Source organism: Priestia sp. JNUCC 25 (assembly GCF_053667915.1).
The window spans coordinates 3,977,540-3,997,978 of the sequence record NZ_CM132211.1; the positions used below are offsets into that span (position 1 = coordinate 3,977,540).

Genomic DNA, 20,439 nt, shown 5'->3' on the forward strand with positions numbered 1-20,439 from the left:
CTCCTATTAAAACAAAGACATCTTTTTTATAGAGATAATAAAAAAGCTAAAATTGGCATGATGAACATTAAACTGTCAAAACGGTCTAAAATCCCACCATGACCCGGTAAAATCTTTCCTGAATCTTTTACGCCATAGTGACGTTTGAACGCTGATTGTACAAGATCACCCATCTGTCCAAATAACGATACGATAATACCAATTACAAGTAGTTCGATCATAGTTTGATCAATATTTGCTAACAGCTTAAATACAATAGCTACTATAATAGCGCATACGACGCCACCAACAAAACCTTCAATTGTTTTATTGGGACTGATTTCCGGCCATAGCTTTCGTTTCCCCATTGCTCGTCCAATAAAATAAGCTCCGGAATCCGTCGCCCAAATAATAAGAAAAGCAAAGAACAAATAAGCTAACCCGAACTCTTGACGAACCTCGATAAAATAATGAAAGCCAAAGCCAACATATACTGTCGTTAACAAAATAAACCCAACGTCATCGAAGGTAAATTTATTTTTAACTATAACCGTGTACATTAATAAAAGAAGGACAGCAGCAAGCGCTACTTCTATCTTATGTTCACTTAAGAATTGAAATGCAACATCTCTTCCATTTGGTAGTAAAAACACCCAGGTTAGCAATAAACTAATGATACTTGGAAAAGACATTGCTTTCAAATGTTTCATTTTTAAAAGCTCAATTACACCAACTGTTCCGATTACATACATGATAAGGGTAAAAGGTAACCCTCCAATTAAAACAATCGGCACAAATACCGCAAGTGCTACAATCGCGGTGATAATGCGCTGTTTCATCTTGTTTTCCACACCTTCTTATACACCACCAAAGCGACGACCGCGCTTTTGAAACGCCTCGACTGCTTCGATTAAATGATTTTCTTTAAAATCTGGCCATAATACTTCTGTAAACCAAAACTCTGTGTAAGCTAGCTGCCAAAGCATAAAATTACTTAAGCGAAGCTCACCGCTTGTACGAATAAGCAAATCCGGATCTGGAAGGCTTTTGCTCATTAAATAGGAAGAAAATAAATTTTCTGAAATAGAAGAGGAAGCTACTTTTCCCTGTTCTACATCTTCTACCAATGACTGAATAGCGCCCATGATTTCGTGACGGCTACCGTAATTGAGCGCGAAGTTTAAAATCAGCCCTGTGTTATGCTTTGTTTTTTCAATTGCGTTATCCACGGCTCGAATCGTATGGGCAGGGAGCTCACTTTTATCCCCCATAATACGAACTTGCACATTTTTTTCAATTAGCTCAGGCAGAAAGGTTGTTAAAAATTCCTCTGGCAGTTTCATTAAAAACTCGACTTCAGTTTTGGGGCGCTTCCAATTTTCAGTGGAAAATGCATATAAAGTTAATACTTTAACACCTAATTCATTGGCCAATCTGGTCACATGACGCACTACCTTCATTCCTTCATGATGGCCCATCATGCGAGGAAGAGCTCGTTTTTGCGCCCAACGACCGTTCCCATCCATAATAATTGCAATATGTTCAGGAACAGGGTGCTGTTTCACTTGATCTTTTCGTTCTGACAAAGACAGTGTATTTAAATCTTGACTTTTCTTCCATGCTTGAAATTTTCTTAACATGCAAAGGTCCCCCGTTGTACGCTCTCACATAAACGTGTGGCTTATGTGAGTTTTTTCTTACTACACATTATTAACAAAAAAACCCCCTGTAAACAATAGAGGGTCTTTTACAATATATTTTACCTTGAAATGACTTAAACTGCCATAATTTCTTCTTCTTTATCTTTCGCCACTTTATCCACTTTTACGATATGGTCATCTGTTAGTTTTTGAATGTCATCACTGTAGCCGCGTAAATCGTCTTCAGTAATTTCACCTTTTTTCTCTAACTTTTTGAAATCATCGTTTGCATCACGGCGTACGTTACGAACCGCAACTTTTGCTTCTTCAGCATATTTTTTCACCATTTTCACTAACTCACGACGACGTTCTTCCGTTAAAGCAGGAATCGATAAACGGATAATAGTTCCATCGCTTGTAGGCGTTAACCCTAAGTCAGATTTTAAAATAGCTTTTTCAACTTCACCAATTTGTGATTTGTCATAAGGCTGAATAACAAGCATACGAGCTTCAGGCACGCTTACTTGCGCCAATTGGTTAATTGGTGTTGGTGCACCGTAGTATTCTACCGTTACGCGGTCAAGAAGTGACGCGCTTGCACGTCCAGCACGAATTGATGCTAGTTCGCGGCTAAATGATTGAATTGCTTTTTCCATTCTTTCTTTTGCGTTTTGCAACACTTGTTTTGGCATGTTTATTTCCCCTTTACAATTGTTCCAATGTTTTCGCCTGTAACGGCACGTTTAATATTGCCTTCTTCCGTAATTGAAAAAACAATTAGCGGAATATCATTATCCATACATAATGAAGAAGCTGTAGAATCCATAACAGCTAGTCCATCTTTTAAAACATCAATATACGTTAATGTTTCGTATTTTACAGCATCAGGTACAAGCTTAGGATCTGCATTATAAACGCCATCTACGTTGTTTTTAGCCATTAAGATCACGTCAGCTTCGATTTCAGCTGCACGCAAAGCTGCTGTTGTATCTGTAGAGAAATAAGGGTTTCCTGTACCCGCGGCGAAAATAACAACGCGTTTTTTCTCAAGATGACGAACAGCTTTTCTTCTAATATAAGGCTCTGCTACTTGTCTCATCTCGATAGAAGTCTGAACTCGTGTTTGCACACCAATGTTCTCTAAGCTATCTTGAAGAGCCAAAGAGTTCATTACTGTTGCTAGCATTCCCATATAATCAGCAGCGGCACGATCCATACCCATTTCACTGCCAATTTTACCACGCCAAATGTTTCCGCCACCAACGACTACAGCAATTTCCACACCTAATTCATAAACGGCTTTTACTTGTTCAGCAACAGATTTGATGATGGATGGGTTAATACCAAAACCCTCTTCACCAGCTAATGCTTCTCCACTTAACTTTAATACGATACGATTATATTTTGCTTGACTCATGCTTACCTCCATCGTTAACGGTGAGATCTCTTTTGTAAAAAAGGGAACACACAGTGTTCCCTATACGGTCAAACCCTTACTTTTTAACTTGGTTCATTACTTCTTCAGCGAAGTTGTCTTGACGTTTCTCAATACCTTCTCCTACTTCAAAACGAACGAAGCTTTCAACAGTAGCGCCTTTGCTCTCAACGAACTGACGTACTTTTTGATCAGGATTTTTAACAAATGTTTGATCTAGTAAGCAAATATCTTCGAAGAATTTGCCAAGGCGACCTTCAACCATTTTTGCAACGATTTTTTCTGGTTTGCCTTCGTTTAATGCTTGTTGAGTTAATACTTCGCGCTCACGCTCAGTTTCTTCAGCAGAAACTTGATCACGAGAGATGTATTTAGGGTTGATTGCAGCAATGTGCATAGCAACGTCTTTTGCAACAGCTTCTTCAGTTGTACCAGATAATACTGTTAACACACCGATACGTCCGCCAGCATGTAGGTAAGCACCGAATGCATCAGCATCAGTTTTTGTTGCTACAGCGAAACGACGTAGAGATAATTTTTCTCCGATTGTAGCGATTGCAGAGTTGATGTGTTCTTCAACAGTTGCACCGTTTTCCATTTTTTGAGTAGCAGCTTCAGCAGCGTCAGCTGGTTTGTTAGCTAAGATGTGAGCAGCTAATTCTTTTGTTAATTTTTGGAAACCTTCGTTTTTCGCAACGAAATCAGTTTCAGAGTTAACTTCTAGGATAACAGCTTCGTTACCTTGAGTTTCGATGTAAGTTAGACCTTCAGCAGCAATACGGTCTGATTTTTTAGCAGCTTTTGCAATACCTTTTTCACGTAAGAAATCGATTGCTTGCTCCATATCACCGTTAGTTTCAGTTAACGCTTTTTTACAATCCATCATACCAGCGCCAGTTTTTTCACGTAGTTCTTTTACCATTTGAGCAGTAATTGCCATAATGTGTAGCCTCCTTGTTTGGGTATGTAATTAATGTATATAAATGGGTTAAATCTTTTCAAAAAAAGGTGATAAAAGGCTATTCCCTCTTATCACCTTTCACGGAATTAAGCAGTAGTTGTTTCAGTTTCAACTGCTGTTTCTTCACCTTGTTTAGCTTCTAAAATAGCATCAGCAACTTTAGAAGTTAAAAGTTTAACAGCACGAATTGCATCATCGTTTGCAGGGATTACATAATCAATTTCGTCTGGATCACAGTTAGTGTCTACGATACCAACGATTGGAATGTGTAATTTTTTAGCTTCCGCTACTGCAATACGCTCTTTACGAGGGTCAATGATGAATAATGCATCTGGAAGTTGTTTCATATCTTTAATGCCGCCTAAGAATTTTTCAAGACGCTCTAACTCTTTTTTAAGTTGAACTACTTCTTTCTTAGGTAATACTTCGAAAGTACCGTCTTCTTGCATTTTTTCGATATCTTTTAAACGTTTGATACGTTTTTGGATAGTTGAGAAGTTAGTTAATGTACCACCTAACCAACGTTGGTTAACAAAGTACATACCAGCGCGAGCTGCTTCTTCTTTAACAGAATCTTGAGCTTGTTTTTTCGTACCTACGAATAAAACAGTACCGCCGTCTGCAGCTAATTCTTTAACGAATTTGTACGCTTCTTCTACTTTCTTAACTGTTTTTTGAAGATCGATAATGTAGATGCCGTTACGCTCAGTGAAGATGTATTTCTTCATCTTTGGGTTCCAACGGCGAGTTTGGTGACCGAAATGTACACCAGCTTCTAGTAATTGTTTCATTGAAATTACTGACATGTGTTTTTCCTCCTAATGGTTTTAAGTCTCCTCCGCTCATTTCATCTTCAGCCGAAACTACAAATAGTAGCACCATCAACCGAATCAACAAGCGTGTGTAATAACACCAAAAACAAATATAGCACACTCCTTTTTCACAAGCAAGCGTTTCATTAAGTTTATTGATGAAATTTCAATAATAATTCAATTTCAGTTTTCCCTCTGTGTAAATGTTTTGCAATTTCTTCGATTGTTAAACCTTTTCTTTTTAAATAAACGGAAAATTCTTTTATCTCTTCACTTGACAAATCTTGAATTTGGTCTGTAGTTAATTCGTCAAAAGATGTGTGTATATGCTTCTGATTTTCTTCTATAGAAAGAAGTTCATGTAGCGACTGGGAAGGCTCACTTTTTAGATCCACCCTTTGAACAGGCACGTCTTCTTCATCTACCAAAGGTGATTTTACGCTGTTTTTTTCCACTTCCGAAGAAAGCGAAGTGGAACGCTCTCGAAGCTGCCTTAAAAACTGCTCGTTTTGTTCCTGAAATTCAGCTAGATATGAACTCATCGCAGCTTCCATTTTATTTATATTTTGCTGGTGCAAGCGTTCAATCCTTTTCACTTTGGTCACTTGCATATATAAAAGAATAATGCAAAACAGTGATAGACCATGAATTAAAAAACTAACTGCGAGTAAAAACCCCATCTTTTTACCTCTTTGTTAAATTATTTTGCTTAAGCTCGTACGCATTTTAAACAGCGCTTTCGAATGAATTTGAGAAATACGTGAAGTAGATAGCCCTAACAGCTGTGCGATTTCTGTGAAAGTCAACTCTTCTTTATAGAATAATGAAACAACGAGCTGCTCTTTTTCATTTAGCTGCTCGATAACTTCAGCAAGCTCTTGATATCGTTCGTCGTTAATTAGCTCCTCTTCAGGAGAGAGCGTTTTTTCATCTTTAATCGTATATTTTTGCTCTCCATCTTCATACTCTTTCGGCTGTTCTTCCATTGACAACACGTTAGCTAAGAAGCCTTCGTTCATCGTATGAACGACATCTGCTTCTGTCATGCCTACTTCTTTTGCAACCTCACTTGGTGCAACTCTGCGCAAGTATCTTTGTTCAAGTGCTTCTGTTGCTTGCTCAATCCTTTTCGTCTTTTCCCTTGCGCTTCTTGATAACCAATCTTCTTTACGAAGCCCGTCTATTATCGCCCCTCGAATTCGAAAAGACGCATATGTATCAAACTTTAAGTCTCTACCGTAATCAAACTTTTCCAAAGCATCGTAAAGGCCGATTAACCCTAAACTACGAAGCTCTTCTTTATGAATATTCTTTGGCAGCCCCACGCTAATCCGCTGAACGTGATAGTTAACAAGCGGCATGTACTTTTTAACAAGCATGTTTCCTGCATGTGAGTCTCTCGTCTCTATCCATTCCTGCCAAATTTTATGTTTTTCAACTTCTTGTATACTTTTCAAGGGTCTTTCAACTCCTTTTTATAGCGCTATTAAACGGTCAGAGCGCGCTTTATATCGTTTTTATCCCTTCGTTAATCGTACGAACCTTTAAAATAGCCGTTTGAGGATCAAATTCAATTGTGCGTCCGTTGTGTCCTCCTGTAGCTTTTGCTGCAATTTCTACATTGTTTCTATGCAGCTCTCTCTCTACTGCTTGAACATTTCGAAGGCCAATTCGCATGACATCATTTCTTGGTTCAAATTGAAACATCTGCGCGCCTCCTGCTATTTTTGCTTTTAACAACTTTCTATGTGCGCCTTGTTTAATCAACATATTTATCAAATCAAAAATGGCTGTATCTGCATATTTAGCTCTATTAAAAGGACATTTAGCCCCGCTTGAATCCGGAAGCATCACATGAGCGAGCCCAGCTACTGAGTGAATAGAGTCATAAACGACAACTCCTACACATGATCCTAATCCCGCTGTTCGAAGCACTGCGGGTGCATGTGTAACATTCATCTCGGCAATTCCTACCTTAATCACTTGTTTATCATCTCTCACGATTCTTCAACTCCTAGAACCTTCAGCGTGATATCCATTATTCGTTTGGCTCACTGGAGGTGGTCTTCTAAAGAGAGCACTTTAGGTAAATTTAGAAGAACAATTAAACGGCTATCTACTTTAACGACTCCGTTTAAGTATTCTACAGCTGTTCCTTCAACTGTTTCAGGCACTGAAGCAATCGTTTTTTCATCAATATCCACTACATCATTTGCTGCATCGACAATCAAACCTGCTTCTACATCATTAAGACGAACCATAATAATACGTGTCAGCTCATGGTTAAGCTGTTCTTGCAAGTTAAAACGAGTGCGCAAATCAATAATCGGTGTAATAACACCGCGAAGATTAATAACACCTTTTACATATTTTTTTACTCCAGGAACACGTGTTATGTGCTGAATCTTTTCAATCGACTGCACTTCTTCTACTGAGATTCCGTACTCCTCGTCTCCCAATTGAAACACAATAATTTTCATGCCTTTCTCCCTTTCTTTTTACAGCATTTGTTATTTAATCAAAGCGTTGCAATCAATGATAAGTGCTACTTGTCCATCGCCTAAAATCGTGGCTCCTGAAATAGCAAACACATCCGGCAGATAATGACCTAAAGATTTTAAAACAATTTCCTGCTGACCGATAAAAGAATCAACAATTAGCCCGGCGGTCTTTTCTCCTTTTTTCACGATGACTACTGAATAATGATCGCCTTGTACTGAGTTAGGCACAGTGAATAGTTCTTTTAAATCAATAAGAGGAATAATGGCTCCTCGAAAGTCAATAACCTTTTGACCGTGTACATGCATGACCTCTTTCGGCTGAACAATAGCTGTTTCAATAATCGAAGAAAGCGGCAAGGCATAGCGCTCTTCACTCATTTGCACGAGTAAAGCAGAAATGATAGACAGAGTGAGCGGCAGTTGAATAGAAAAACGCGAACCGTATCCTTCGTTAGAATCGATCGTTACAGAACCCCCTAGCGATTCAATCGTGTTTTTCACGACATCTAAACCTACTCCTCGTCCGGAAACATCTGAAATTTGCTCAGCCGTCGAAAAGCCCGAAGCGAAAATGAGCTCGTACACTTGTTTATCCGTCAGCGTTTCAGCTGTTTTCCCATCAATAATTCCTCGATCTAACGCTTTTTGCAGTATCTTTTCACGATTGATGCCCGCCCCGTCATCTTCTAAATCAATAAAGACATGATTTCCGCTATGATAAGCTTTAAGGCGAATCGTTCCCTTTTCATTCTTTCCGTTCTCTAAGCGTGCTTGAGGCATTTCAATTCCGTGGTCAACGGCATTTCTTAATAAGTGAACAAGCGGATCTCCAATTTCATCAATGACGGTCCGGTCCAGCTCTGTATCAGCTCCGACAATTTGAAGTTCAATTTGTTTCCCTAAATCTTTTGAAAGCTGTCTCACCATACGGGGAAAACGATTAAAAACGGTTTCTACAGGCACCATACGCATATTTAAAATAATCGTTTGCAAATCTCCAGAAATACGAGACATCCGCTCTACCGTTTCGTCTAATTCGCTATTATTCAATTCTTTTGATATTTGTTCTAACCTGCCTCTATCAATAACTAGTTCTTCAAACAAGTTCATGAGACTGTCCAAACGGTCAATATTAACTCGAATCGTCTTGTTATTTGAGAGCTGTCTTTTCTCTTCAACAGGCGATTTAGAAGGTGCTGACACAGTAACTTCCTGTATGGCTGCTGCTACTTCTGGTGAAACAAGCTCCTCCATTTTTGTCTCCTTTTTTACGGGGACCGCAGCAATTTTCACACTTTCTACTTCAGAAACTTCCATAATGCTCGCCTGCAGCTTTTCTTGCGATTCGTTTGTTACTAATATAACGATAAAAGATGATTCAAATTTTTCTTGTTCGATATCTTGAACAGTTGGCGCTGACTTAATGACATCTCCCGCTTGCTCTAACACATCAAATACCATATAAGCGCGTGCAGCTTTTAATAAGCAGGTGCGTTCAAGCTGTATGGTTATTTCAAACGCGTTAAACCCTTGGTCTGCTGTTTGGCTGAGCAGCGTTTGTACTAATTCATCGTACTCAATGGAAGAAGCTGCATGCTGTGCTACGGGTTCCTCTGCTACAATACGCTGCAGCTTTTGAACAAGCAATTTGACATCAAGCTGACCATCGCCGCCTTCAGAAATAGATTGAACCATTATTTCTAGCGCATCGACTGATTCAAACAAAGCATCAAGAACTTCCGTATGAACGTCGAGTTGGTGATTTCGAACAGCATCTAACACGTTTTCCATTTTGTGAGTTAATTGTGCTAAATCATCAAATCCCATTGTTGCAGACATACCTTTTAACGTATGAGCAGACCGAAAAATTTCGTTTACATAGCCAAGATCATCGGTATTTTTTTCAAAACGCATTAGCTGGTCATTAACGTTTTGAAGATGTTCCCTGCTTTCTTCAATAAACACTTCTAGATATTGATTCATATCCATCGTAACTTCCCCTCCTATTTCTGTGCGTAGCGAGAAATAAAGCTTCCAACGTTTCTCAGCGGTTCAATATAATCAACAAGTTTTGTAGAAACGGCTGATTTGGGCATCCCATAAATGACAGCAGTTTCCTTAGATTCAGCTAGTACAAGCACATCTTTATTTTTCTTTAACTCAATCACGCCTTCCGTTCCATCCGCCCCCATTCCCGTCAACACAATGGCAAGCGTTTGATAACCTGAAATTTTACTAATCGACTGAAACAAACGATCCACTGAGGGGCGATGTCCCTTTACAGGTGAAGAAGTATCTAAACAAATGCTGAGCTGTCCTTTTTTCTCTACAACCGTCATATGAAAACCTCCAGGCGCAATATACGCACATCCTGAGCGAACGATTTCATTGTCTTTTGCTTCTTTCACTTCAATATCAGACAGCTGATTTAATCTAGCTGCTAATGATTTTGTAAAATTTGGCGGCATATGCTGCACAATAAAAATAGGTGCGTTTATGTCTTTTGAAACAGTTGATAATACTTCTTGCAGTGCACGCGGTCCTCCAGTAGAAGTGCCAATACAAATCATTTTGTTCACTTTCGTCCCCATCGGGAGGTTATATACACTGCTGTTTTGCGCGTCCTGATGACTGCTTGAAGATATGTTGGCTTTACTAGCAAGCAATAGTTTAGAGATAAGCTCATCTTTCACTTTATGTAAGTCCAGCGAAATAGCTCCCGAAGGTTTAGCAACAAAATCAACTGCGCCGTACTGCATAGCGGTCAGCGTATTTTCAGCACCTTCTATTGTTGTACTCGATAACATGACAACAGGAAGGGGCTTCACGCGCATGAGCTGTTTTAACATATCTAAGCCATTCATTTTGGGCATTTCAATATCAAGTGTCACAATGTCTGGCGACAGCTCGAGCGCTTTTTTCAACCCTTCTTCACCATTACGTGCGGTACCCACAACGTGAAAACGACTGTCACATGTTAAAAAATCGCCGATTAGCTTTCGCATAAATGCAGAATCATCTACAATAAGCACCTTTATTTCATTCACTCTAATTTCCTACCTTTCAAGAAAAAATCGTTTAAGGCGCCGAATAAACATTCCTTGTGTGTTAGTGGCTGTCCTATCGTCTTGTGGAACAAGAATATTTACCATATCCACCAGTGATGTACTAGCTTTAGATTTTGGGTCTTGAAGCAAAAAAGGGATTTGACGATTAACTGCCTTTTGGACAGCTTGATCATCTGGGACAATACCTAATAGAGAAATAGATACGTTCAAAAACTGCTGAACAGCTCGATTAAATCGTTCATACGTCTGATTTCCTTCTTTGTCAGAAAGCGTTTTATTGATAATAAGACGGACCGGTGCTGATACAGAATAGGAAGCTGCTAGCTTAATAGCAGCGTAGGCATCTGTTATAGATGTAGGTTCTGGTGTTGTGACCACGATCATTTCATCTACAGCTTTTAAAAACTTAAGCACACTCTCTGACATGCCCGCTCCCATATCAAAAATCATATAATCATATTGATTTGTTAACGAATTCAATTCTTGTATTAAATGAGCAAGATCTGATGGAGACCATTCAAATACAGAGGAAATTCCTGTTCCACCAGCCACATAAGCTAAATTTTGAGGACCTTTTTTAATAATTTGCTGGATGGAAAGCTTTTTTTCCAGCAAATCAACCATCGTATATGAAGCAGTTTGACCAATCAGAATATCAATATTTCCCATCCCTATATCCATGTCAAAAAGAAGAACTCTTTGCTTTTGCTTCGTTAGTGCAAGAGATAAGTTTAATGATAGATTCGACTTTCCAACTCCTCCTTTTCCGCTTAACACGGCTAGTGTTTTACAATTCCTTAAAGAGTTTTGATGCTTCTTTAACACTTTTTCTCTTAAAACTGCTGCTTGATCATTCATCTTTCCAATCTCCAAACACATCGTCAATAAACTCTTTTATTTTAAATGCCGAAACATCTTCTGGTACATCCTGCCCGTTTGTTGTAAAAGCAGCTCGCTTACCGTAATGATATAACATATTTAAAAGCGAGCCTTTGTGGGTTGTTTCATCTTGCTTCGTAAAAATCAAGTGATCAACAGGCAGACTAGCAAAACGTTCATATACAGCTTTCATATCTGATACTTTTGACGTTAGTGCTAAAACAAGAAACGTTTGCAAATCTTCTTGAAACGTAATAATTTTCTTTAAATCATTTACATATTGCTGTTCCAAAAAGTTACGGCCTGCTGTGTCAATAAAAATCACATCGTATGCTTCCGTTTCTAGCAAAGCTTTTTTAAAATCTGCTCCGTTATAACAAATCGTTAAAGGAGCATTCAAGATCGAAGCGTACGTCTTGAGCTGCTCAATCGCTGAAATTCTATACGTGTCAGTTGTAATAAATGCTATTTTTTGATTGTATTCCAGGACACACTTTGCGGCCAATTTAGCAAGAGTTGTTGTTTTACCGACACCTGTTGGTCCTACTACACTTACATATTTTTTGAAAGGGCCGCTCCATTCACTTGCTTTAAACTGATTGACAAACCAGCTCTTCGTCCACTCCATAAGTTGGTTTGAGTGAGGGCGATGTAAGTAGTAGTACTCTAGCATAGGAGCCTCTATGCTTTTTAAAATAGCTTCGTCTATTTCTTGCAAACGCAAATAGGCAAGCACATCCTCCACTGCTTTTGGATACGAACCTGAAGAAACCTTTGGCATTTGATTCATTTGTGAGAGAAGAGTATTTAACTCACTGAGCTGCTGCTTCATAAAAGATTGATTATCTTCCATACTGGGTTCTGGCGGCGATGAGTTCTTCTTTACGCTCAGCCTTTCTACGGAATCGACAGCTGCCAAAACTTCTATTTTTGCCTTAGTAAATAAGCCAAGAAACCCTCCTGTTCGAATTTGTTTTGAATGTAAAATAACCGCTTCCTCACCTAAATCTGAACGAATGGCTTCCATAGCTTGCGGCATAGATGCTACTACGTATTTTTTTACTTTCATCAGATATCCACCACTCCAACACTTTGAACTTCAACATTTGCTTCTAGCTCGTTATATGATAAAACCGCCATATGAGGAAAATACCTCTCAGTGATTTGACGCACGTACATCCTCACCGCAGGAGAACATAACACAATTGGAGACTGTTCTTGAAAAGAAAGTGTTTCTGTTTGCTTGGCTATACTTTCTACGATAGCTTGTGAAACGCTAGGGTCTAGTGATAAATAATTCCCATGCTCCGTTTGTTGAACAGCTTCAGCCATCGTTTTTTCAACTTTTCCTGAAAGGGTAAGAACTCGAAGCAGACCTTCTTGGACCGTGTATTGACTGGTAATTTGTCTTGCGAGTCCTTGCCGGACATATTCAGTTAACAAATCGGTGTCTGACGTCATTTTGCCGTAGTCGGCCAGCACCTCAAAAATAATGGGTAAATTTCGAATTGAGACGCTTTCTTTTAAAAGCTTTGCCAGTACCCTTTGAATGTCTCCAACAGAAAGCGGATTAGGCGTTACTTCCTCAATTAATATAGGATACGTTTCTTTTGTGTGATCGATTAGTTGCTTTGTCTCCTGCCTTCCAATCAGCTCATGCGCATACGATTTTATAACTTCTGTTATGTGCGTAGACACAACCGACGGTGGGTCAACAACGGTATACCCGAACATCTCAGCCTGCTCCTTCACCGACTCACTAATCCATTTTGCAGGCATTTTAAAAGCTGGCTCTAACGTATCAATTCCTTCAATCAAATCATCATCCATTCCCGGACTGATTGCTAAGTAGTGATCGAGCAGCAGCTCCCCTTTTGCCACTTCATTGCCCTTTATTTTAAGACAGTATTCGTTGGGCTGAAGCTGAATGTTGTCTCTGATGCGAACAACCGGAATGACCAATCCTAGCTCAAGTGCCAGCTGTCGCCTAATCATCACAATTCGATCAAGCAGATCGCCTCCTTGATTCGTATCAGCAAGCGGAATTAATGCATACCCAAATTCAAATTCAATTGGATCAACGCTTAATAGATTGACAACACTCTCCGGACTTTTCATTTCATTGTCTTCAAGCTCTTCTTCAGTAGGCGCCATTTCTTCACGAACCGCCTGATGCTTAGCCCGAGACAAATAATAGCCTCCCACTCCTAACAAAATAGCAATAGGCATTGTAATAACATCATTAATTGGCGTAATTAAACCAAGAGCCGCAATCGTTCCTCCAGTGACATAAAGCATAACGGGAAAAGCAAACAGCTGCTGGGTAATATCTTCGCTCAAATTGCCTGTTGAAGCAGCTCTAGTGACGATAATACCTGTCGCTGTTGAAATCATAAGAGCTGGAATTTGACTCACTAACCCATCGCCTACTGTTAACAAAGTAAAGGTTTGGGATGCTTCAGTGATGGACATTCCCATTTGCAGCATGCCGATAATAATTCCAAACAAGATATTAATAAGGGTAATGACAATCCCTGCAATGGCATCACCTTTGACGAATTTACTAGCTCCATCCATTGCTCCATAAAAATCTGCTTCACGCTGAATTTTTTCACGGCGGTCAATTGCTTGCTTTTCTGAAATCATACCTGCATTTAAATCTGCATCAATACTCATTTGTTTACCCGGCATCGCATCTAAAGTAAAGCGTGCGGCTACTTCAGAAACACGCTCCGCTCCTTTTGTAATAACGAGAAACTGAATGATAATTAAAATAATGAAGACAACAAAGCCCACTAACGGATTGCCTCCAATAACGAAGTGGCCAAATGTTTCCACCACTCCGCCTGCTTCTCCTGTTCCTAAGATTGAACGTGTTGTCGATACATTCAAACCTAATCGAAACAGCGTAAGAACCAGCAGCAAAGACGGAAATACCGATAGCTCTAAAGGTTCTTTCATATTCATGGAAACGAGCAGTACAAGCAGCGCAAGAGAAATGTTAATCATGATTAAAATACTTAATAACCATGAAGGCAACGGAATAACAAGCATGACGATAATGAGTACAACACCTATAACAACTGGCAGTTCTCTTGCAGACATTAATTTTTCTCTCCTTACAATAGCGTAACGTTACATTTTATTTTGAATGCGGTATACGTAAGCTAATATTTCAGCCACCGCTTTAAAAAATTCTTCGGGTACTGCATCTCCTACTTTGGTTTGGTCAAAAAGTGCTCTTGCCAGCGGGCGGTTCTCTACCATGATGATTTCATGGCTTTTGGCAATCCCTTTAATCTTTTGAGCAATAAAATCCACGCCGCTGGCTACAACATAGGGAGCATCCATTTTTTCTTCATCATATTTTAAAGCAATGGCATAATGAGTGGGGTTTGTAATGATGACATCTGCTTTTGGAACTTCTTGCATCATGCGAGACATTGCCATTTCCCGCTGCTTTTGCTTTATTTTTGATTTGATTAGAGGATCCCCTTCAATGTTTTTATGCTCATCTTTGATATCTTGCTTTGACATTCGAATATTTTTCTCGAAATCAAACTTTTGGTACAAATAATCAAGCAGCGATAAAAATAAAAGCATAAGCGAGGCTGCAAGTCCCATTTGAAAAACAAGCTTAGACAGAACAACCAGCGAGTCCCCTATGCTTTTTTGAGATAAATTTAATACATCTTCTATGTGAATCCATAAGATAAAAAACGTGACGGCTCCGATACACATAATTTTCAGCGTTGACTTGATTAGTTCTACCAGCGCTCTCATGGCAAAAATCCGTTTGGCTCCGCTAATAGGGTTAATCTTTTCTAACTTAGGCTGAAGAGCCTCCGTGGAAAAAAGAATGCCAACTTGCATATAATTCGCTCCGAGCGCAGCAATAAAAGCTGCGAGCATAACAGGACCTGCTGCAAGGGCTATTGAAGGAAGAAGGTGCTTAAACATTGCAAATACGCGCTCTGCCGTCACTTCCTCAAGCATATACGTTTGAAAAGCTTCTCTTAACAACTTCATCATTTGCTGTAAAAACTGTTTAGCTCCAAACAAAAAATAAAGAAAAACCATTAAAAGGATGAGCGCAGTTGTAACGTCTTGACTTTTAGCTACCTGTCCTTTTTTTCTAGAGTCTTGCTTTTTTTTAGGTGTAGCTTTTTCCGTTTTTTCTCCCGCGAAAAATTGCAAATCAACTTTTACTAAAAACAAAGCTACACTCCTCCTAATATGCGGATCATCGCGTGCATCGCTTCTATCATTTGTTCAAATATGATTTGCATCATATAAAACATGCTCCCCATCACGACAATCAGCAAAATAAAGGCAACAATAATTTTTACCGGAAATCCCACTACAAAAATATTTAACTGCGGAACGGTTCTTGCGACAATTCCAAGCGCGATATCTACTAAAAATAATGAACCTACCAAAGGTAAAGACATTTGAACAGCTACTAAAAACATCGATGAAAAAACAGTTATGATGTGTGTAGCAAATGCTTGGCTTCCCACAGGGAAGGCTGTTTTGTCTAACGGAATAATTAAATAACTATTATAGATGCCGTCTATTAATAAATGATGTCCATTGGTCGATAATAAAAATAGGAGAGCAAATATATATAAATATTGACCTAGTATCGGACTTTGCGCCCCTGTCTGCGGATCTATTACGTTGGCAATCGCAAACCCAATTTGAAAATCGATGAGACCTCCGGCAATTTGAATAGCCATAATAAATACATACGCAGTCAAACCAATAAACAACCCAACAGCACATTCTTTTACTACTAAAAGTACAAACTGTGCATCTAACGAAACGACGGGTAAATCAATCGTTGTCGCAATAATGACGGATAGCGAGGCAGACAAACCTACCTTATGAACTGCGGGAATCGTTTTGTATGAAAATAGCGGAACCGTGATAAAAAAAGACGTTACCCGCACTAGCACTAGTAAAAACGCGGGATAGGATAAGATCAACTGACTCATAGCTATCCTACGTACCGATACAGATTTGAAAAAATTTCATATGTAAATGAAATCATTTTTGATAACATCCACGGACCAAAAAATACAATTCCTACTAAGACCGCTACAATCTTAGGAACAAAAGCAAGAGTTTGCTCTTGAATTTGGGTAGTTGCTTGAAAAATACTAATAATGAGCCCAACTACAAGGGCCAGCAGCAATAAAGGGCCAGATACAATTAAGATCGTATACACGCCTTTTTCTGCTAACGAAATGACAAATTCTCCATTCATTGTCTATCACCTATTGAAAACTTATTAATAATGATTTAACAACTAAATTCCAGCCGTCAACCAGTACAAATAGTAAAATTTTAAAAGGGAGCGAAATCATAACGGGAGGAAGCATCATCATTCCCATAGACATCAGCACGCTTGCTATAATCATATCGATAATGAGAAAAGGAATAAAAATCATAAATCCAATTTGAAATGCTGTCTTTAGCTCACTGATCGCATAGGCTGGGACGAGCGCTGTTAAAGGAATATCCTGAACAGAGGATGGTCTATCTATATCCGCATATTCTAAAAAAAGAGCTAAATCTTTTTGTCTTGTATGAGCACTCATAAATTCTTTCATCGGTTCAGCTGCTTTTTCATAGGCTTGATTCAGCGTGATTTTTTCTTTTAAAAGCGGCTGAAGCGCCTGTTCATTCACCTGAGAAAAAGTGGGTGCCATAATAAAAAACGTTAAAAACAGCGATAAACCAACTAATATTTGATTAGGAGGCATTTGCTGTGTCCCGAGCGATGTACGTACAAATGACAGCACAATGACAATGCGTGTAAAGCAGGTCATCATAATTAAAATTCCAGGAGCAACCGAAAACACCGTCAGCAGCAACAAGAGCTGAACAGACGTGGAAATATTTGTAGGACTGCTCGAGTTAAAGAGGTTCATCACTTCATTCATCGTTCTTTTTGTTCCTTTCTAACTCTTTTAGTACGTTTTGCCTTTTTATTTTCATTTCATTCATTTCTCTCTGAAAAAGCTGTTGAAAAGAATGACTAGATTTCTCTTCTTTTTTAGAAGTCAATTTTTCTAAAAAAGACGGTAGTACGACTTTATATTCGCTCTCGTTTTTCTGTTGTTCCTCATACTGCGTAAGCAGCTGCTGTTTCTCTTGCCCTGTAATTTCTGAAAGAAGCTGCACATTTTCACCGACTCCAATGATAAAAAGCTGATTTCCAACTTTAACTACTTGTACAGATTTGCTGCTTCCAACATTTGTACCGCCCAAGTTTTGTACTACTTTATTTTTTTGCAGCAGCCTTCCTTTTTTATTGACAAATTTCAAGAGCACAAAAAGCAGCCCAATTACAAGTAAAAACGCGAATATCATCTTCACGATATCTCCAGCTGAAAGCGTAGGTGTCCCCTGGAGTTCAGTTTTTTCTTTTGAATCAGTACTCCCACTCTCTGAACACTTCTCCGTTTTTTCCAAACATTCTTTTACCGATGCAGATCCACTTTCTGCATAGACGATTTGATTTGATCCTGCTAATACGCTTATTAACAGCGCAGCAATTACGAACTTTCGCAGCATTGTCTGCCACCTCTTACTTCAACATAGTGTAAGATTAGCGGGAAAGCCCCGCCAATCTGTTGTTTATCCAATTGCTTTTGAAATTGCCTCTAATACACGATCTGCTTGAAAAGGCTTAACGATAAAATCTTTTGCCCCTGCTTGAATGGCATCAATCACCATTGCCTGCTGGCCCATGGCTGAACACATAATCACCTTAGCATCACTTTTTATGGTTTTAATTTCTTTTAAGGCCGTAATTCCATCCATTTCAGGCATTGTAATATCCATTGTGACAAGATCTGGTGCATGCTCTTTAAATAACTCCACAGCCTGCTGGCCATCTGCCGCTTCTGCTACTACTTCATATCCATTTTTCGTTAAAATATCTTTGATCATCATGCGCATGAATGCAGCATCATCTACAATTAAAATTCGGTTTCCCATCTCTACTCCTCCTAAAAATCATTACTTTAGTTTGTTAATACGGTCTTTTTGACTAATAATATCGGTTACGCGAACGCCAAAATTCTCGTCAATGACGACCACTTCACCTTTTGCAATTAATTTGCTATTAATCAAGATATCTACTGGTTCGCCTGCTAGTTTATCAAGTTCAATGATTGCACCAGAAGATAATGCTAAAATCTCTTGAACCGTTCGCTTAGTTCTTCCAAGCTCCACGGTAACTTGAAGCGGTATATCAAGCAGCATGTCTAAATTTCGTGAATCCCCTTGAGGAGAAGACACGTGCTCGAACTCTGAAAACGATGCGGGCTGAACATCAACTGATACATGACCAGGTTCTGCCTGCTGCGTTTCTTCATGCTGTATGTATTCAGCTGCCGGCGGTTCTGTTTGCTTTTCGTTAAGATCTGATTCTTTTTCAATAGAAGCTGCCGTATCTTCTGCGCTTGGAACTAAGAGCTCTTCCACCAAGCTTTTGGCAAAAGATATCGATAAAAGCTGCATAATATTCGAATCAATTAATGTGCCTACCTTCAAATTAAAAGAGACCTTTACAAAGACGTCATCTTGGGGAATCAGCTCTGTGCCTTTCCCTTTTTGAATATTTAAAATATCTAAGCTCGGCGGAGAGATATCAATTTTCTTTTGAAATACCGTAGACATAGACGTCGCTGCAGAACCCATCATTTGATTCATCGCTTCCTGCACTGCACTCAGCTTAATTTCATCCATGATTTCCGTCGGATTCTCTCCCGTTCCACCAAGCATCAAATCTGAAATAACAGCTGCATCTTCATGTTTAATAACTAACAAATTCGTACCAGAAAAGCCTTCTGTATACTGAACTTGCACAGCGACATGAGGATTTGGAAATTCATCCGTCAGCTCTTCTTTATATACGAGCGATACAAACGGTGTGGTAATATCGACTTTTTGATTCAATAAAGCCGATAGCGCTGTTGCTGAACTGCCAAACGAAATATTTCCAATTTCGCCAAGCGCATCTTTTTCCATTTCCGTAAAGTAATCGTCTACTTGACTTGACTTATTCGGCTCTGAGAACTCGTCAAGTGAAGAAGTTCCTTTTAACAATGCATCAATTTCATCTTGCGAAAGCATGTCATCGTTCATTCTTTTAGTTCCTCCTCTTAACATCATCTAGAATTTGCACAGCAACTTTTCGACTGACTTTTCCAGGCTGTGCAATAAATTTAGGTTGTTCTCCGACGTAAATAGTTAACGGATTATGAACGCTTGTTTGCAGTCGAATAACATCTCCTGCATCTAATGCTAGGAAATCTTCAATTGAAATATCCGCTGTTCCTAGCTCGGCTACAACCTGCAATTCCGCATCATTGATTTGTTCCTTTAGCTGTTCAACCTCTTGTACATTAGGTTCTTTTTTCGAAGATTGCATCCAGTAATGAACGGACAGTTTGGACACGATCGGCTCAAGCGTCACGTGCGGAATACATAGATTGATCATGCCCGTTTCATCTCCAATTTGTACGTTTAATGAAATGACGATGACAATTTCATTTGGTGAAATCACCTGCAAAAACTGAGGATTCACTTCAAACTCTGATGTTTCAGGCTCAATTTCCGCAATAGAACTCCAAGCTTCTCTCATACTATCTAACGTTTTCTCTAACAAGTTTCGAACCAAGCTCGTTTCAATTTCCGTTAAGTTACTAATTTCCCCACCGCTCTCGCCTTGTCCCCCGAGCAAGCGGTCAAGCATCGCATAGGCAATGTTCGGATTGACTTCCATAATGATATGCCCTTCTAAAGGAGGGACAGCTATCACATTTAAGATGGTTACTTTCGGAACAGAGCGAATGAACTCCTCATACGGAATTTGATCCACGGATACAACGGACACTTGTACAACGTTACGAAGCTGCGCCGAAAAGACGTTGATGAGCATGCGCGCATAATTTTCATGAATTCGCGTCAAACTGCGAATCTGATCTTTTGAAAAACGCAGGGCGCGTTTAAAATCATATGTACGAATACGCTGTTTTTTATTTTCCTTTTTTAGCTCATCCGCATCCATCTCTCCGGTTGATAACGCGGATAATAGGGCATCAATTTCATTTTGTGATAATACATCCCCTGCCACTAGCTTCCCTCCC

At 39.3% G+C, this 20,439-nt stretch carries 23 protein-coding genes; all 23 read right to left on the reverse strand.

Going from position 1 to position 20,439, the window contains the following annotated elements:
• Positions 1 to 26: 26 nt before the first annotated feature.
• The 23 genes from JNUCC25_RS20885 to fliM all read right to left on the reverse strand — a co-directional run bounded on the left by JNUCC25_RS20885 (position 27) and on the right by fliM (position 20,426).
• Positions 27 to 818: a phosphatidate cytidylyltransferase gene (locus tag JNUCC25_RS20885; protein ID WP_029320614.1), complete on the reverse strand. Its 792-nt coding sequence runs from the start codon at positions 816 to 818 to the stop codon at positions 27 to 29.
• 18 nt (positions 819 to 836) lie between these two features.
• Positions 837 to 1,619, reverse strand: coding sequence for an isoprenyl transferase (locus JNUCC25_RS20890; RefSeq protein WP_028410833.1), 783 nt, complete (start codon positions 1,617 to 1,619; stop codon positions 837 to 839).
• Between the two features lie 134 nt (positions 1,620 to 1,753).
• Positions 1,754 to 2,311 carry a ribosome recycling factor gene (gene frr / locus JNUCC25_RS20895; protein ID WP_013058847.1) on the reverse strand — a complete coding sequence of 186 codons (558 nt, stop codon included), beginning with the start codon at positions 2,309 to 2,311 and terminating at the stop codon, positions 1,754 to 1,756.
• A gap of 2 nt (positions 2,312 to 2,313) precedes the next feature.
• Positions 2,314 to 3,036 carry a UMP kinase gene (gene pyrH / locus JNUCC25_RS20900; RefSeq protein ID WP_013058848.1) on the reverse strand — a complete coding sequence of 241 codons (723 nt, stop codon included), beginning with the start codon at positions 3,034 to 3,036 and terminating at the stop codon, positions 2,314 to 2,316.
• 76 nt (positions 3,037 to 3,112) lie between these two features.
• Complete coding sequence (tsf, locus tag JNUCC25_RS20905) at positions 3,113 to 3,994, reverse strand: translation elongation factor Ts (RefSeq protein WP_013058849.1); 882 nt, start codon at positions 3,992 to 3,994, stop codon at positions 3,113 to 3,115.
• A gap of 107 nt (positions 3,995 to 4,101) precedes the next feature.
• Positions 4,102 to 4,821, reverse strand: coding sequence for a 30S ribosomal protein S2 (gene rpsB / locus JNUCC25_RS20910; protein ID WP_013058850.1), 720 nt, complete (start codon positions 4,819 to 4,821; stop codon positions 4,102 to 4,104).
• Between the two features lie 158 nt (positions 4,822 to 4,979).
• The gene (locus JNUCC25_RS20915) at positions 4,980 to 5,507 is read right to left on the reverse strand and encodes a hypothetical protein (protein WP_454222426.1); all 528 of its coding nucleotides are present in this window, start codon (positions 5,505 to 5,507) and stop codon (positions 4,980 to 4,982) included.
• Between the two features lie 15 nt (positions 5,508 to 5,522).
• The gene (locus JNUCC25_RS20920; RefSeq protein ID WP_216887196.1) at positions 5,523 to 6,284 is read right to left on the reverse strand and encodes a FliA/WhiG family RNA polymerase sigma factor; all 762 of its coding nucleotides are present in this window, start codon (positions 6,282 to 6,284) and stop codon (positions 5,523 to 5,525) included.
• A 49-nt stretch (positions 6,285 to 6,333) separates the two neighbouring features.
• Entirely contained in the window at positions 6,334 to 6,828 is a 495-nt protein-coding gene (locus JNUCC25_RS20925) for a chemotaxis protein CheD (RefSeq protein ID WP_013058853.1), read from the reverse strand.
• A 50-nt stretch (positions 6,829 to 6,878) separates the two neighbouring features.
• On the reverse strand, positions 6,879 to 7,307 hold the full coding sequence (locus JNUCC25_RS20930; protein WP_013058854.1) for a chemotaxis protein CheW: 429 nt from the start codon (positions 7,305 to 7,307) through the stop codon (positions 6,879 to 6,881).
• A 30-nt stretch (positions 7,308 to 7,337) separates the two neighbouring features.
• Entirely contained in the window at positions 7,338 to 9,317 is a 1,980-nt protein-coding gene (locus tag JNUCC25_RS20935) for a chemotaxis protein CheW (protein ID WP_454222428.1), read from the reverse strand.
• 14 nt (positions 9,318 to 9,331) lie between these two features.
• Positions 9,332 to 10,375, reverse strand: a complete 1,044-nt coding sequence (locus JNUCC25_RS20940) for a protein-glutamate methylesterase/protein-glutamine glutaminase (RefSeq protein WP_064472080.1) — start codon at positions 10,373 to 10,375, stop codon at positions 9,332 to 9,334.
• A gap of 9 nt (positions 10,376 to 10,384) precedes the next feature.
• Positions 10,385 to 11,254, reverse strand: coding sequence for a MinD/ParA family protein (locus tag JNUCC25_RS20945; protein WP_029320606.1), 870 nt, complete (start codon positions 11,252 to 11,254; stop codon positions 10,385 to 10,387).
• On the reverse strand, positions 11,247 to 12,344 hold the full coding sequence (gene flhF, locus JNUCC25_RS20950; RefSeq protein ID WP_064472081.1) for a flagellar biosynthesis protein FlhF: 1,098 nt from the start codon (positions 12,342 to 12,344) through the stop codon (positions 11,247 to 11,249). The genes JNUCC25_RS20945 and flhF overlap by 8 nt, the downstream gene beginning before the upstream one ends.
• Positions 12,344 to 14,380 (reverse strand): flagellar biosynthesis protein FlhA, encoded by a 2,037-nt coding sequence (gene flhA / locus JNUCC25_RS20955; protein ID WP_013058859.1) that lies wholly within the window; start codon positions 14,378 to 14,380, stop codon positions 12,344 to 12,346. The genes flhF and flhA overlap by 1 nt, the downstream gene beginning before the upstream one ends.
• 30 nt (positions 14,381 to 14,410) lie before the next feature.
• Positions 14,411 to 15,493: a flagellar biosynthesis protein FlhB gene (flhB, locus tag JNUCC25_RS20960; protein WP_013084780.1), complete on the reverse strand. Its 1,083-nt coding sequence runs from the start codon at positions 15,491 to 15,493 to the stop codon at positions 14,411 to 14,413.
• 2 nt (positions 15,494 to 15,495) lie between these two features.
• Positions 15,496 to 16,272, reverse strand: a complete 777-nt coding sequence (gene fliR / locus JNUCC25_RS20965) for a flagellar biosynthetic protein FliR (RefSeq protein ID WP_064472082.1) — start codon at positions 16,270 to 16,272, stop codon at positions 15,496 to 15,498.
• A 2-nt stretch (positions 16,273 to 16,274) separates the two neighbouring features.
• Entirely contained in the window at positions 16,275 to 16,544 is a 270-nt protein-coding gene (gene fliQ, locus JNUCC25_RS20970) for a flagellar biosynthesis protein FliQ (protein ID WP_016765390.1), read from the reverse strand.
• A 10-nt stretch (positions 16,545 to 16,554) separates the two neighbouring features.
• Entirely contained in the window at positions 16,555 to 17,223 is a 669-nt protein-coding gene (fliP, locus tag JNUCC25_RS20975) for a flagellar type III secretion system pore protein FliP (RefSeq protein ID WP_013058863.1), read from the reverse strand.
• Complete coding sequence (locus tag JNUCC25_RS20980) at positions 17,216 to 17,857, reverse strand: flagellar biosynthetic protein FliO (RefSeq protein WP_029320595.1); 642 nt, start codon at positions 17,855 to 17,857, stop codon at positions 17,216 to 17,218. Before JNUCC25_RS20980 ends, fliP begins: the two co-directional genes overlap by 8 nt.
• 63 nt (positions 17,858 to 17,920) lie before the next feature.
• On the reverse strand, positions 17,921 to 18,283 hold the full coding sequence (locus tag JNUCC25_RS20985; RefSeq protein ID WP_013058865.1) for a response regulator: 363 nt from the start codon (positions 18,281 to 18,283) through the stop codon (positions 17,921 to 17,923).
• 21 nt (positions 18,284 to 18,304) lie between these two features.
• The gene (fliY, locus tag JNUCC25_RS20990; RefSeq protein WP_029320593.1) at positions 18,305 to 19,435 is read right to left on the reverse strand and encodes a flagellar motor switch phosphatase FliY; all 1,131 of its coding nucleotides are present in this window, start codon (positions 19,433 to 19,435) and stop codon (positions 18,305 to 18,307) included.
• Positions 19,436 to 19,439: 4 nt separating this feature from the next.
• Positions 19,440 to 20,426: a flagellar motor switch protein FliM gene (gene fliM, locus JNUCC25_RS20995; protein WP_053487698.1), complete on the reverse strand. Its 987-nt coding sequence runs from the start codon at positions 20,424 to 20,426 to the stop codon at positions 19,440 to 19,442.
• Positions 20,427 to 20,439 lie beyond the last annotated feature (13 nt).